The sequence below is a fragment of the Streptomyces sp. SD31 genome, assembly GCF_052068475.1.
GTDB lineage: Bacteria > Actinomycetota > Actinomycetes > Streptomycetales > Streptomycetaceae > Streptomyces.
Genome location: NZ_JBQHCX010000003.1, coordinates 200,373 through 213,697, shown reverse-complemented (window position 1 = coordinate 213,697; position 13,325 = coordinate 200,373). Strand labels below are relative to the sequence as shown.

9 protein-coding genes, 5 tRNA genes and 1 pseudogene are annotated in these 13,325 nt (G+C 73.1%); 9 read left to right on the top strand and 6 right to left on the bottom strand.

Translation table 11 applies throughout. The annotated features are described in order from the left end of the window. Positions 1-7 precede the first annotated feature (7 nt). The 5 genes from cbiE to ACTMVF_RS08335 all read left to right on the top strand — a co-directional run bounded on the left by cbiE (position 8) and on the right by ACTMVF_RS08335 (position 8,716). On the top strand, positions 8-1,228 hold the full coding sequence (gene cbiE / locus ACTMVF_RS08355; RefSeq protein WP_441270299.1) for a precorrin-6y C5,15-methyltransferase (decarboxylating) subunit CbiE: 1,221 nt from the start codon (positions 8-10) through the stop codon (positions 1,226-1,228). Positions 1,229-1,595: 367 nt separating this feature from the next. After that, positions 1,596-5,939 (top strand): nicotinate-nucleotide--dimethylbenzimidazole phosphoribosyltransferase, encoded by a 4,344-nt coding sequence (gene cobT, locus ACTMVF_RS08350; protein WP_441270298.1) that lies wholly within the window; start codon positions 1,596-1,598, stop codon positions 5,937-5,939. 252 nt (positions 5,940-6,191) lie between these two features. Beyond that, a complete protein-coding gene (gene cobA / locus ACTMVF_RS08345; protein ID WP_441270297.1) occupies positions 6,192-7,424 on the top strand; it encodes a uroporphyrinogen-III C-methyltransferase in 1,233 nt (410 codons plus the stop codon). Between the two features lie 63 nt (positions 7,425-7,487). Further along, a complete protein-coding gene (locus ACTMVF_RS08340) occupies positions 7,488-8,312 on the top strand; it encodes a TrmH family RNA methyltransferase (protein WP_441270296.1) in 825 nt (274 codons plus the stop codon). Between the two features lie 11 nt (positions 8,313-8,323). After that, entirely contained in the window at positions 8,324-8,716 is a 393-nt protein-coding gene (locus ACTMVF_RS08335; protein WP_441270295.1) for an NUDIX domain-containing protein, read from the top strand. Positions 8,717-8,777: 61 nt separating this feature from the next. On the opposite strand, the gene ACTMVF_RS08330 is transcribed toward ACTMVF_RS08335, so the two are convergent. Further along, positions 8,778-10,178 carry a protein kinase domain-containing protein gene (locus ACTMVF_RS08330; RefSeq protein WP_441270561.1) on the bottom strand — a complete coding sequence of 467 codons (1,401 nt, stop codon included), beginning with the start codon at positions 10,176-10,178 and terminating at the stop codon, positions 8,778-8,780. A 211-nt stretch (positions 10,179-10,389) separates the two neighbouring features. On the opposite strand from ACTMVF_RS08330, the pseudogene ACTMVF_RS08325 reads away from it, so the two are divergent. The 4 genes and pseudogenes from ACTMVF_RS08325 to ACTMVF_RS08310 all read left to right on the top strand — a co-directional run bounded on the left by ACTMVF_RS08325 (position 10,390) and on the right by ACTMVF_RS08310 (position 12,783). Next, a pseudogene (locus tag ACTMVF_RS08325) lies at positions 10,390-10,647 on the top strand (hypothetical protein). 234 nt (positions 10,648-10,881) lie between these two features. Continuing rightward, positions 10,882-11,079 carry a hypothetical protein gene (locus ACTMVF_RS08320; RefSeq protein ID WP_302002069.1) on the top strand — a complete coding sequence of 66 codons (198 nt, stop codon included), beginning with the start codon at positions 10,882-10,884 and terminating at the stop codon, positions 11,077-11,079. Positions 11,080-11,452: 373 nt separating this feature from the next. Next, positions 11,453-12,400 carry a phosphotransferase family protein gene (locus ACTMVF_RS08315; RefSeq protein WP_441270294.1) on the top strand — a complete coding sequence of 316 codons (948 nt, stop codon included), beginning with the start codon at positions 11,453-11,455 and terminating at the stop codon, positions 12,398-12,400. A gap of 80 nt (positions 12,401-12,480) precedes the next feature. Beyond that, entirely contained in the window at positions 12,481-12,783 is a 303-nt protein-coding gene (locus tag ACTMVF_RS08310) for a zf-TFIIB domain-containing protein (protein ID WP_441270293.1), read from the top strand. Positions 12,784-12,833: 50 nt separating this feature from the next. Here ACTMVF_RS08310 and ACTMVF_RS08305 read toward each other — a convergent pair. From ACTMVF_RS08305 to ACTMVF_RS08285, 5 genes are all read right to left on the bottom strand, one after another. Then, positions 12,834-12,905: transfer RNA gene (locus ACTMVF_RS08305), tRNA-Val, on the bottom strand. Between the two features lie 45 nt (positions 12,906-12,950). Further along, a tRNA-Val gene (locus ACTMVF_RS08300) sits at positions 12,951-13,022 on the bottom strand. A gap of 19 nt (positions 13,023-13,041) precedes the next feature. Next, positions 13,042-13,113, bottom strand: a tRNA-Val gene (locus ACTMVF_RS08295). Between the two features lies 1 nt (position 13,114). Next, positions 13,115-13,188 (bottom strand) — tRNA-Cys (locus ACTMVF_RS08290). Between the two features lie 39 nt (positions 13,189-13,227). Then, positions 13,228-13,300 (bottom strand) — tRNA-Gly (locus ACTMVF_RS08285). Positions 13,301-13,325: the final 25 nt, after the last annotated feature.

The following is a 13,325-nucleotide window of genomic DNA, read 5'->3' as shown; positions in this document are numbered from 1 at the left end:
GACGACGATGGCCGACCGCGTCACGGTGATCGGCTGGGACGGCTCGCCGCTGACCGCCGCGGCACGCTCCGCCCTCGGTGCCGCCACGCTCGTGGCCGGTGCCGCCCACCACCTGGCGCTCCCCGAGGTGCCGCCCGCCGCCGAGCGCATCCGCCTCGGCAGCGTCGCCCTCGCCGCCCGTCGCATCGCCGGCCACCGCGGCACCGCGGTGGTGCTCGCCGACGGCGACCCCGGCTTCTTCGGAGTCGTACGGACCCTGCGCGCACCCGAGTTCGGCCTGGAGGTCGAGGTCGTCCCCGCCGTCTCCTCGGTCGCCGCCGCCTTCGCCCGGGCCGGCATGCCCTGGGACGACGCACAGGTGGTCGTCGCACACCGCCGCACGCTTCGACGTGCGGTGAATGTGTGCCGCGCCCACACCAAGGTCGCCGTCCTCACCTCACCGGGCGCCGGGCCCGCCGAACTCGGCCTGCTCCTGGAGGGCGTCCACCGCACCTTCGTCATCTGCGAGGCGCTGGGCAGCGACCGCGAGGGCGTCACCGTCGTCACCTCCGACAAGGCCGCCGACCACACCTGGCGGGACCCGAACGTCGTCATCGTCATCGGCGGACACCCCGGAAGAGGTGCCGCGGCGGAGGGCGGCGGGTGGATCGCCGGCCGCGACCCGGGCGCCGGACCGCGAGGCTGGACCCTGCCTGCCGAGTCCTACGGCGGTCTCATGGGCGAAGGTGAGCTGGAACCGCTGCGTGCCGCCCAACTCACCCGGCTGGGCCCGCGCGTCGGCGACCTCGTGTGGGACATCGGTTGCGGCAGCGGCGCCTTCTCCGTCGAGGCGGCCCGGGCCGGTGCCGCCGTCATCGCCGTCGACCGCGACCCGCAGGCCTGCGCCCGCACCGAGGCGAACGCGCGCGGCTTCGGGGTCCAGCTGCAGATCGTCCACGGCACGGCCCCGCACGCGTTGGAGAACCTCGCCGAACCGGACGTCGTACGCGTCGGCGGCGGGGGAGCGGCCGTCGTTTCCGCCGTCGCCGACCGGCGTCCGCAGCGCATCGTCACGCATGCCGCGACCCGTGACGCCGCCGAAATCGTCGGACGCGACCTCAGCGCACACGGCTACGACGTCGAGTGTGCCCTCCTGCAGTCCGTCGAACTCGACACGCGGGCCTGGACGGAGCGGGAGCGCAGTGTCGCGTTCCTGCTCAGCGGGGTATTGCCCGACCGCACGGTATGACCGTGCGCCCGTCCCCGTGATCCTGTTGTCATACCGCGCGCGGTAGGCTGGCCGATCGTTGTACCGCACTCGGTCGCCCGGCGCTTCGTCGGTCAATGTCCGGAAAACACGCCCCGTTTGGGGTGGGTGTGGTACGGCGAAACCGGAGGACGCGCAACGTGGCGCAGTCCACAGCGGCCTGTCGCGGATCAGCCTGTCGCGACGGCCGAACGGCCACGACAATGCCACTCAATGGCTTTGTCGCCTTTTTTGGGCGGGTCGTTCGTGCCGCTGGGCACGCACGCTCGTTCTTCACTGCGGGGGCGGTCGGTGCGCCGTCCCCGGTGAGCTGGTCGTAGAAGCACTAACCGATGGGCGAGGGGTACGCATGACCGACACCGGCCAGGTCCCGGGCGAGGGACTGCCGGAGAGCGCAGGCATGGTGGAGCAGCCGGGCGCCCCCGCGGCGCACGGTACGTACACCTACCTCTCCGAGACCACCGCCGAGGACGAAGACCTGCTGCTGCCCGGCTCCCAGGGAGCCTGGGGCAACGAGGTCGTCCCGCCCGCGCCGGAGCCGGTCGTCGAAGCCGTGCACGAGCCGGACGCGCACCAGATCTCCGGCCGCGACAGCGGCTCGGTCGACCTGAGCGGCGTCCGCCTCCCGGGCCCGACGGCTCCCTCGACGCCGATCCCGCCCATCACACCCCGACGTCCTCTGCACCTCGGCCCGCCCATCCCCGACGCCTCCGCCAGCCCGGTCCGCTCCCTCGCCGACCGCGGTGCCGTAGGCACCCCCACCCGCCAGCCCGGCCCGGCCCCGACCGGCCCCGAGTACTTCGACGCCCCCCAGCACCACGAGGCGCAGGTCCCGCAGCCGGCGGCTCCCTGGGGCGCCCCGGCCCAGGCCGCCGTCCAGACCGCCGTCCAGGCTCCGGCCCCGGCGCCGGTCGGCGTGGAGGTGCCGGCTGGCGAAACGGTTGTCCCGACCGGACAGCCTGATGGCGAGCCGGTGGGCGTGGCGCAGGCGATGGTGGCTCGGGCGGCCACGGAGGCCGGTGCCCCGACGAACGCTGCTCAGGGCGCCGAGGCCGGTATGCCTGTGCCGCAGGAGGGCATGTACGGCGGTCAGGAACCGCCGGGTGGCGACGCCGCGCCGGGGGCCGGGGCGGTGCCTGGCCAGGACGCCGGTCAGATGCCGGCGGCCGCGCAGGAGCCGGGTGGGGGAGAGGCGGCCGGTGCTGCGGCTGCTGCGGGCGCGGACGAGGCCATGGGTGTGGCGGCTGCTTCGGGCGCCGACGAGGCCGCGGGCGCCGCGCCTGCCGCTGAGGCCGAGCAGATCTCGGCGGCTGTGCCTGCTGGGGACGCCGGCGATGCCGCGCCCGGTGCGGACGATTCCGGTGCCGGCGAGGTCGCGGTGGCTGCGGGTGCGGACGGCACGGCCGCCGGGGAAGTGCCGGCGAGCGCCGCCGACCCGGGTGCCGCGCAGGTGCCTGACGGTGCCGGTGGCCCGAATGCCGCGCAGGTCGCGGAAGTTGGCGATGCCCCGGAGGGTAGCCAGGGTGCTGAGCCAGGGCAGGCCCCGGAGGACTTGGTCGCCGCCGCTGCGCCTGCCGAGGCCGCCGAAGCCGTTGTCGGCGAAACCGTGCAGGTGACCGAGGTCCCGCCGGCTGAGTCCGGCCCGGTCGCTGCGGAAGCCGCGCCGGAAACTGCTCAGGCTTCCGAGGCGGTCGACGCTGACGCCGGGCAGGTTGCCGTGGCGCCGGACGCTGCGGTCGAGCAGGTTGTCGAGGGTGCTGCCCCTGCGGCGGAGCAGGTGCCCGAGGGTGCCGCCCCTGAGCCGGCGCAGGTTCCCCAGGCGCTCGACCCCGAGACCGCGCAGGTCGCCGACGGCTCCGCTCCCGAAGCCGTCCAGGTACTCGACGCTGCCGCGCCCGAGACCCCGGCGCTGGTCTCCGAGCCCGCCGCAGCCGAGGCCGCCGCAGCCGAGGCCGCGGCAGCCGAGCCCGCCGTCGAGTCCCAGGAGGCGCAGGCCCCCGAGGCGGTCCCCGTCCCGCCCGTGCCGGACGCCGCACAGGCCCCCCACCCCGCGGATGCCGAGCACATCGCACCGGACCCGCAGGCGGCCGAGGCCGTCGCCGCGGCCACCGACGGCGCCTGCGCCGCCGTAGCCCCGGAACCGACCCCGCAGCCCGCGGACGTCGAGCAGGTCGCCGCCGAGCAGGAGAGCGAGCCCCCTGCCCCGGCCGCCCAGCCTGCCGAGGTCCCGGACCCGCAGCAGGTGCAGGCCCCGGAAGCCGTCCAGGACCCCCACCACGCGCCCGCCCCGCAGCCCATGCAGGACGGGGTTCCGACGGACGTGGACACCGCAGCACAGGCTGTGGCCGCGAGCGCTACCGCCCCTGGCGCCGAAGCACAGACCGAGGCCGTAAGCCCCACCGCCCCCGACGACGCGGAACCCCCCATGGCGGACCCAGCGGCCCAGATGCCGGACGCCCAGCAGACCCCGGACGTCAGCGCAGAACCGGCCGAGGCCGTCCAACCGCTCGCCACGGACACCGCCTCGGAAACCGCCGCCCCGGACTCCACCGACCCGCAGCCCGCCCCGTCGGCGGACACCGCACCGCCCGAGGCCCCCCAGCCCTTCGTCGCCGAACCGGCCGGCCCGCAGCTCCAGCCCCTGGCAGCCCAGTCCGCCGACGGCTCCGAGGAACCGGTCACGCGCCTGGAGCCCACGCCCGACCAGTCGTTGGGTCAGTTCGTCCCGGTCGAGGGCTCGGTGCCGACCACCCCGCACCTCGCGCCGACCCCGCCGCAGCCGACGGTCCTCCCCACGGACGAGGCGCCGGCCCCCGTCGCCACGGTCCCCGCACCCCGTGAGGGCGACCTCGAGCTCGTACAGCACGCGGAGGACCTGGACACCCGGGCCGCCGACCAGGAAGACCAAGAAGCCCCCGCAGAAGAGAGCACGGCCGTGGAAGAAGTGCGACAGTCCACCGGCCCGGCAGCGCCCGCCTACGACGACGCCGAACGCGAGGCCGTCCTCAAGGTCATGCGCGAGCGCCGCGACATCCGCAACGGCTTCCGCAGCGACCCCATCCCGCACGAGGTGCTGCTCCGCGTCCTGGAGGCCGCCCACACAGCACCCTCCGTCGGCCACTCGCAGCCCTGGGACTTCGTCGTCATCCGCTCCGCCGAGACCCGGCGCACCATGCACGAACTGGCCATGCGCCAGCGCGAGGCATACGCCAAGTCGCTCCCCAAGGGCCGGGCCAAGCAGTTCAAGGAACTGAAGATCGAGGCCATCCTCGACACCCCGGTGAACATCGTCGTCACCGCCGACCCGACCCGCGGCGGCCGCCACACCCTCGGCCGCCACACGCAGCCGCAGATGGCGCCGTACTCCGCCGCCCTCGCGGTGGAGAACCTCTGGCTCGCCGCCCGCGCCGAGGGCCTCGGCGTCGGCTGGGTCAGCTTCTTCGACGAGCGCGAGATGGTCCGCACCCTCGGCCTGCCCGAGCACCTGGAGGTCATCGCCTACCTGTGCGTCGGGTACGTCGACGAGTTCCCGGACGAGCCCGAGCTGATGCAGGCCGGCTGGTCCAAGCGCCGCCCGCTGTCCTGGGTCGTGCACGAGGAGACGTACGGCCGTCGCGCCCTGCCCGGCGAGGAGCCGCACGACCTGCTCGCCGAGACCGTCGCCCAGATCCGCCCGCTGGACGCCAAGGCGCTCGGCGAGGCCTGGGAGCGGCAGAAGCGCATGACCAAGCCAGCCGGCGCGCTCGGCATGCTGGAGATCATCTCCGCCCAGCTGTCCGGTCTGTCCCGGCAGTGCCCGCCGCCGATCCCGGAGCCCGCGGCCGTCGCGATCTTCGCCGGCGATCACGGCGTGCACGCGCAAGGGGTCACCCCTTGGCCGCAGGAGGTGACGGCCCAGATGGTCGCCAACTTCCTCGGCGGCGGCGCGGTCTGCAACGCCTTCGCCGGCCAGGTGGGCGCCGAGGTGTGCGTCGTGGACGTCGGCGTGGCCGCCGACCTCCCGGCCACCCCCGGCCTGCTGCCCCGCAAGGTCCGCGCGGGCACGTCCGACATGACGACCGGCCCCGCGATGACCCGCGAAGAGGCCAAGCAGGCCATCGAGGTCGGCATCGAGACCGCCCGCGACCTGGTGGCGGCCGGCAACAAGGCCCTGCTGACGGGCGAGATGGGCATCGCCAACACGACCGCGTCGGCGGCCCTGATCTCGGTCTTCACGGACACCGACCCGGCCGAGGTGACGGGCCGTGGCACCGGCATCAACGACGAGACCCTCGCCCGCAAGACCGAGGTCGTCCGCCGCGCCATCGAACTCCACCAGCCGGACCCGGCGGACCCCATCGGCGTCCTGGCGGCGATCGGCGGCTTCGAGCACGCCGCGCTGGTCGGCCTCCTGCTGGGCGGCGCCTCCCTGCGCACGCCGGTGATCCTGGACGGCGTCAGCGCCGGCGCGGCCGCCCTGGTCGCCCGCGCGATCGCCCCCGAGGTCCTCGCGGCCTGCATCGCCGGCCACCGCAGCGCCGAGCCCGGCCACGTGGCTGCCCTCAACAAGCTGGGCCTGCGCCCCCTGGTCGACCTGGACCTCCGCCTCGGCGAGGGCACGGGCGCGCTGCTCGCGCTGCCGCTGGTACAGAGCACGGCGCGGGCGATGCACGAGGTGGCGACGTTCGATTCGGCGGGGGTAACTGAGAAGTAGCCGATGCCGTGGTGCGGGCGAGGGGCTCCGGTACGACAGCGCCGGGTCCCTCATAGACGCGCCGCGTGACAGCAGTCCTTCCGTGGGTCTGTGGGCAGTCGTTCCGCAGGGCGGCACGGGTGGGCGCGGACCCACGCACCCGCATTCGACAACTGAGCTCAGCCACCGGACACCCAAGCCGCCCTCCCCACCCGCCCCGTAAAATCCGCACGTCAGGGCCACTGCACCGCCGTACAGAGGAGCCGCACCCTCATGGCCGAAAACCCCGCCTACCCCGTAGGCCTCCGCCTCACCGGCCGCAAAGTGGTCGTCCTCGGCGGCGGCCAGGTCGCCCAGCGCCGCCTCCCGGCACTGATCGCGGCAGGCGCGGACATCCTCCTCGTGTCCCCCGAAGCGACCCCGTCGGTCGAGGCCATGGCGGACGCGGGCGAGATCACCTGGGAACGGCGCCTCTATGCGGACGGTGACCTCGCCGACGCCTGGTACGCCCTGATCGCCACCGGCGACAAGGAAGCGAACACCCGGGCCTCCGCCGAAGCGGAGCGCCACCGCGTCTGGTGCGTCCGCTCCGACGACGCCGACGCCGCCACCGCCTGGACGCCGGCCACCGGCCACAGCGAGGGCGTCACGGTCGCCGTCCTCACCACCAGCGCCCGTGGCCGCGACCCCCGCCACACCGCAGCCATCCGGGACGCGGTCGTCGAGGGCCTGCGCGACGGCACCCTCGTCGCCCCTCACCACCGCACCCGTACCCCCGGCGTCGCCCTGGTCGGCGGCGGCCCCGGCGACCCGGACCTGATCACCGTCCGCGGCCGCCGCCTGCTCGCCGAGGCCGACGTAGTGATCGCCGACCGCCTCGGCCCGCGCGACCTCCTCGCCGAACTCCCGCCCCACGTCGAGGTGATCGACGCGGCGAAGATCCCGTACGGCCGTTTCATGGCCCAGGAGGCCATCAACAACGCCCTCATCGAGCACGCCGAGCAGGGCAAGTCGGTCGTACGGCTGAAGGGCGGCGACCCGTACGTCTTCGGCCGCGGTATGGAGGAGCTGCAAGCCCTCGCCGAAGCCGGCATCCCCTGCACGGTGGTCCCCGGCATCTCCAGCTCGATCTCGGTGCCGGGCGCGGCAGGCATCCCCGTCACCCATCGCGGCGTCGCGCACGAGTTCACGGTGGTCAGCGGCCACGTGGCCCCCGACGACGAGCGCTCCCTCGTCGACTGGCCGTCCCTGGCCAAGCTGACCGGGACCCTCGTCATCCTCATGGGCGTCGACAAGATCGGCAGGATCGCCGAGACCCTCGTCGCACACGGCAAGTCCGCGGCCACCCCCGTCGCCCTGATCCAGGAGGGCACGACGGCCGCCCAGCGCCGCGTCGACGCGACCCTGGCGACGGTCGCGGAGACCGTACGGACCGAGGATGTGAAGCCCCCGGCGGTCATCGTCATCGGCGAGGTCGTGAACGTAGGACCGAGCCCTTCCGCGTAACCGCGGGTAACCCATCCGTTCCGAGCCGTTGGCACCGCACCCAGGACAAGGCAGTATCACCCTGTGGCCGATCTCATCACCGTCGAGGATCCCGACGACCCGCGCCTGCGCGACTACACGGGCCTGACCGACGTCGACCTGCGCCGCAAGCGCGAGCCGGCCGAGGGCCTGTTCATCGCCGAGGGCGAGAAGGTCATCAGACGGGCGAAGGAAGCCGGCTACGAGATGCGGTCCATGCTGCTCTCGGCCAAGTGGGTCGACGTCATGCGCGACGTCATCGACGAACTCCCGGCCCCGGTGTACGCGGTCAGCCCGGACCTCGCCGAGCAGGTCACCGGCTACCACGTGCACCGCGGCGCGCTGGCCTCCATGCAGCGCAAGCCGTTGCCCACGGCGTCCGAGCTCCTGCGGACCGCCCGCCGGGTCGTGATCATGGAATCCGTGAACGACCACACCAACATCGGCGCCATCTTCCGGTCGGCCGCCGCCCTCGGCATGGACGCGGTGCTCCTCTCCCCGGACTGTGCCGACCCGCTCTACCGCCGCAGCGTCAAGGTCTCCATGGGCGCGGTCTTCTCCGTCCCCTACGCCCGCCTGGAGACCTGGCCCAAGGGCCTGGAGTCGGTCCGCGAGGCCGGGTTCACCCTCCTCGCCCTCACCCCCGACGAGAAGGCCAAGTCCCTGGACGAGGCCGCCCCGCACCGGATGGACCGGGTCGCGCTGATGCTGGGCGCCGAGGGCGACGGCCTGTCCACCCAGGCCCTGGTGGCCGCCGACGAATGGGTCCGCATCCCGATGTCCCATGGCGTCGACTCCCTCAACGTCGGCGCGGCGGCCGCGGTCGCCTTCTACGCGGTGGCCACGGGCCGCCCCCAGGTCCAGGTCTAGGCCGTACGGCGATGGCGCAGCGCGAGGCGATCGTCGCGGTCCTGCTCCGCGCCGACCGCGTGCTCGCCATCCGCCGCGGCCCCGCCGTCGCGCGCCCCGGCTACTGGCAGCCCCTCAGCGGCAAGGTCGAGCCGGGGGAGACCCAGCGAGAGGCCGTCGTCCGGGAGGTCCGCGAGGAGGTGGGCCTGACCGTCGTACCCCTGGCGAAGGTGTGGGAGTCGGAGACGGACGACGGCTCCTTCCGCCTCCACTGGTGGACGGCCCGGGCCGACACCGGCGACGTGGTCCCCGACCCGGACGAGGTCGGCGAGGCCCGCTGGGTCACGCCGGAGGAGTTCCTGTCCCTGGACCCGGTCTTCGACGGCGACCGGGAGTTCTTCGAACGGATCCTGCCCGGCCTGTGACGCCGGCCGTGACATCCGCCGCCCCCGGCGCCCGCCCCTGAGACCTGTTCGGGAACGTCCCCTACTCGGAGATGTCGAAGGTCGACTCGTACTGGTCGGACATCGAGTCCCCGTCCATCGGCTGGTAGCCCGACTCGACGTGCTCCTGCGGCTGCCGTACGACGTCCCCGTCGCCCCCGAGCCCGCGCTGCGGCCCTTGGCAGCCTTGAGCTGCCGCGATGCCGAGCGCCACGAGCAGCGTCACCACGACGAACACGAACAGCCGCTGCCGCAGCAGCTGCGGGTTGGCGGGCCGCCGCCCCGTCCCCGTGTTCCGCGGCACCGGCCGGCCGGTGCCACCACGCGGCGTGGGCCGGCCGCCGTTGCCCGAACGCGGGTTGTTCCGCGCCCCCGGCACCGGACGGGCCCCGGACCTGGACGACGTGGTACCGCCCTGCGCGCCGCTGCCGCCCCTCGACGGACCCCCGTCGCGCGCGGGGCCGGGCACCCGCGAGGCGCCGGTACCGCGCGCCGGGGCAGTGCCCTGGGGACGTCGCTGGGCGCGCTGCGGCTCCGCATAGGTGTCGGCGAGACGCCCGGTCGGCCGGTCCGTCTCCGCGCTGCGCTGCGCGGGCGGGCGTACGTCCGACAGTCCCTGAGCCTCCCGGGCCGCGATCTCCTTGAGGCGCAGCGACAGCTGGAGCGTGCTGGGCCGCTCCTCCGGGTCCTTCGCCAGACACGCCCGCACCAGCGGAGCCAGGGCGTCCGGCACGCCGTACAGCTGTGCTTCCTCGTGTACGACGCGGTACAGCATCACCTCGGAACTGCCGTGTCCGAAGGGCGAGTCACCCATCGAGGCGTACGCGAGCGTGGCGCCGAGGGAGAAGACGTCCGTGGCCGGGGTGACGGCGGCGCCGCGCACCTGCTCCGGCGCGAGGAAGCCGGGGGAGCCGACCGCCGTACCGACGTGCGTGAGGGTCGAGGCCCCCGTCGCCCAGGCGATACCGAAGTCGATGATCCGCGGGCCCTTGGGGGAGAGGAGGATGTTGGAGGGCTTGAGATCCCGGTGCACGACCCCCGCCTCATGGACGGCGACCAGCCCCTCGGACAGGGCGGCCCCGACGGCGGCGACCTCCGCCGCGCCGAGCGGGCCCTCGTCGGCGACCTTGTCGTGCAGAGAGGGGCCGGGCACGTACTGCGTGGCGAACCACGGGCGATCCGCTTCGAGGTCGGCGGCCACGAGCCGTGCCGTACAGCCTCCGCGAATCCGCCGTGCCGCCGAGACCTCACGCGCGAACCGCGAGCGGAACTCCTGATCCTCCGCCAGGTCGGGCCGGATCACCTTCAGTGCGACCCGCTGCCCCTTCTTGTCGGAGCCCAGGTAGACGACGCCCATGCCGCCCGCGCCGAGCCTTCTGTGAAGCCTGAACGAGCCGACGACGCGCGGGTCCTCGCGCCTCAGGCGCATCATCGCCATGTTCATCCCCGCTGCCCGGTCCGTGTGACGAGCCACAGCTTACGTTTCCGTGGGCCGCCGTGCGCAGAGGCCGCGCCCTCTCGGGAGGATGGATTGTCAGTGGTGGGTGGGAGACTTGAAGGGTGGTCAGAGGGCTGGCGAGCAGGGCGACTTCGGCCCGTTTGGTCCCCCAACGACCCATCACGGAAGGGGGATTGGGCCCGGGAAGGGTGATCGCGTGGAGATAGTCGTGGACGCAGGGGACACGACGCGTACCTACGAGGTGGTGGCGAGCAGGGCGGGCCGCCGGGTGGAGACCGCGGTGCGTCGGGGTGTCGTGGAAGTGAGCGAAGTCACCCGGTGGGGGTCCCTCCACGCCGTTTAGGCAGTGGGAGGAGGATCCGTGGTGCGTACGGCCCGCTTCATGGCGAACCGGGTCCTGGCGCTGGTGGAGCAGCCGGTGCCGCGTGAGGACAGCTCGGAGGAATCGGGGTAGACCGGGCGTCCCCTCGGGGAAGACCCCGAGACCTAGGACCTCGTCTCCACCCAGGGGAGTACTCCGCAGGTCATGGCTCATCCTCCGGGAGGCCCGGCAATCGGTACGAGGGCATGACGCCCGAGGTGGCCCGGACGCCTAGATTTGAGGTCAAGCGGCGGGTGCAGCACTCGTCCCCCGAGGTCAGACACCCGCCGCTGCCAACGACAACTGATACAGGTCAGGAGAGGGACCATGGCCCACACGGCACCGCGGACACTGATCCGCACGCAGGAGCGCACGGCGCTGCGCCCCCGCCGTCAGGGCCGTCGCCACCCCTTGGTGGCGACGCTCATGGCCCTTCCCCTGGCGGCCCTCCTCCTCGTCGTCTTCGACGGCTGGGAGACGGTGGCCACACAGGCGTCGTCCGTGGGTGTGATGCTGGGGCGCTGAGCGGCGACCCCAGGCCCGGAAGAGCGGTCCGGGCGGGGACATCCATCCATGAAACCCCGTGGGGACGGGGGTGCGGCGGACGGCACAAATGCCGGCGCAGCTGGGGAGCTGCGCCGGCATTGCTTTGCCTGGCACGTCTTGTGCTCGCCGCCGGACGGTCACTTTCGAGTGCCGGTCCGTGCATCTCGGCCCGTCCGGCGTTTGAGGACGAGGCCTGTTCAGGGCCGAAGCGGAGGTCCGGGGGCGGCAGCCACCAGCAGGGCCCGTGCCGACGCCGGGTCCATGGAAAGCCTTGGCGCGTGGTGGTCCGGCTCAGCTGACGCCGTCGCCCCGCGTACCCTCGGCCCAGATCCTCCGCACCCAAGGGACCCCAGTGACCCCCAGCCCCCTCCTGCCCGGCCTCACCGCACAAGCCGAAGCCGCGGCCCACTCCCGTACATCCGCCTGTCCCTGCGGAGCAACCGTCACCCTCGCCGACCGTCCCGACGCCACCGTCGTCCGGCACGCCGACACCGTCGCCAAGGCCCACGCCCCGGACCTCACCCCCGGCGACCTGACCCCCCGCCTCACCGCAGCCACGCACCTGCCCGGCCTCCTCCTGCCCCCGCTCGGCCCCACGCCCGTCGACCTGCACGGCCGGCTCGTGACCTTCTGGCCGTACGGCACCCCAGTGGACCCGGGAGATCCGGACGCGGCCCCCTGGGAAGCGGCGGCAACCCTTCTCGCCCGTCTCCACAGAACCCCCGCGCCCACGCCACTGCCCGCTATGCGCGGCCCCGTCAAAGCCGCCCTCGCCGTGTCCCGCCTCCGCGCGGCCACCGGCACAGACCTGGCACCCGGCACCACCGCCGTGCTCCGTGCCTGGGACACCCTTCCCGCGTGGGCCCGCGCCGAGGCCGCGCAGCCCGACACCACCACCCTCTGCCACGGCGACCTCCACCTCGGCCAACTCGTCCGTCACCCGGCCCCGGACGGCCCTTGGCTGTTGATCGACGTCGACGACCTCGGCGTGGGCGTGCCGGCCTGGGATCTCGGGCGGCCGGCCGCCTGGTACGCCTGCGGGCTGCTGCCGCCCGACGAATGGGACCGCTTCCTCACCGCCTACCGTGCCGCCGGCGGTCCGGCCGTCCCCGCCCACGGCGATCCCTGGCCCGCACTGGACGTCCCGGCCCGCGCCCTCACCGTGCAGACCGCCGCCCGGGCGATCACCAAGGCCCTGGCCGAGGGACGTCTCCTGGACGAGGTCGAGCAGGCCCTCGTCGACGCCTGCGACCGAATGGCTTCGCTCCCCCCTGAGTTGACCCAGGGATACGCAAAGTAGGGTGCAACCGACCGCAGCCGGACAGAGTCTGTTCTGGCGATACGCGAAGCAGGACCGACCGGCGAGGAGTTGAGCCGACCATGCAGTGTCCGAAGTGCCATGCGCCGATGCACACGTACAACCGAAACGGCGTCCAGATCGAGCAGTGCAGCGGCTGTCGCGGGATCTTTCTCGACTACGGCGAGCTGGAGTCGCTGACACGCCTGGAGTCCCAGTGGTCCCAACCCGCTCCACCGCCTCCGGCCGCCCCGCAGGCCTACCCGGCCGCACCTCAGGCCCCCGCCTGGGGCGCCCCGCACGGTGGGCACCATGGCGGACATCACGGCGGTCACTACGGCCACAAGCGTCACAAGAGCTTCGGCCACATGCTGTTCTCCAGCTGAGCACCACACCGCGAAGAAGCCCCCGGTCATCGACCGGGGGCTTCGGAGTGTGGACGATACTGGGATTGAACCAGTGACCTCTTCCGTGTCAGGGAAGCGCTCTCCCGCTGAGCTAATCGTCCTCGGGACCGTGATCGACATCCACCCGAAGATCACGAGCTACTGCGTGCGCGATACTGGGATTGAACCAGTGACCTCTTCCGTGTCAGGGAAGCGCTCTCCCGCTGAGCTAATCGCGCGGGGGATCCGAAGATCCAGTGGACGATACTGGGATTGAACCAGTGACCTCTTCCGTGTCAGGGAAGCGCTCTCCCGCTGAGCTAATCGTCCTTGGAGGTGGAGACGGGATTTGAACCCGTGTAGACGGCTTTGCAGGCCGTTGCCTCGCCTCTCGGCCACTCCACCAGGAGTGCAGGGGTTCGGGAAGATCCCCTTGTTCCTTCGAGCGGACGACGAGGTTCGAACTCGCGACCTCAACCTTGGCAAGGTTGCGCTCTACCAACTGAGCTACGTCCGCTTGTCGTTTCGGTCCGCTCCCGCGT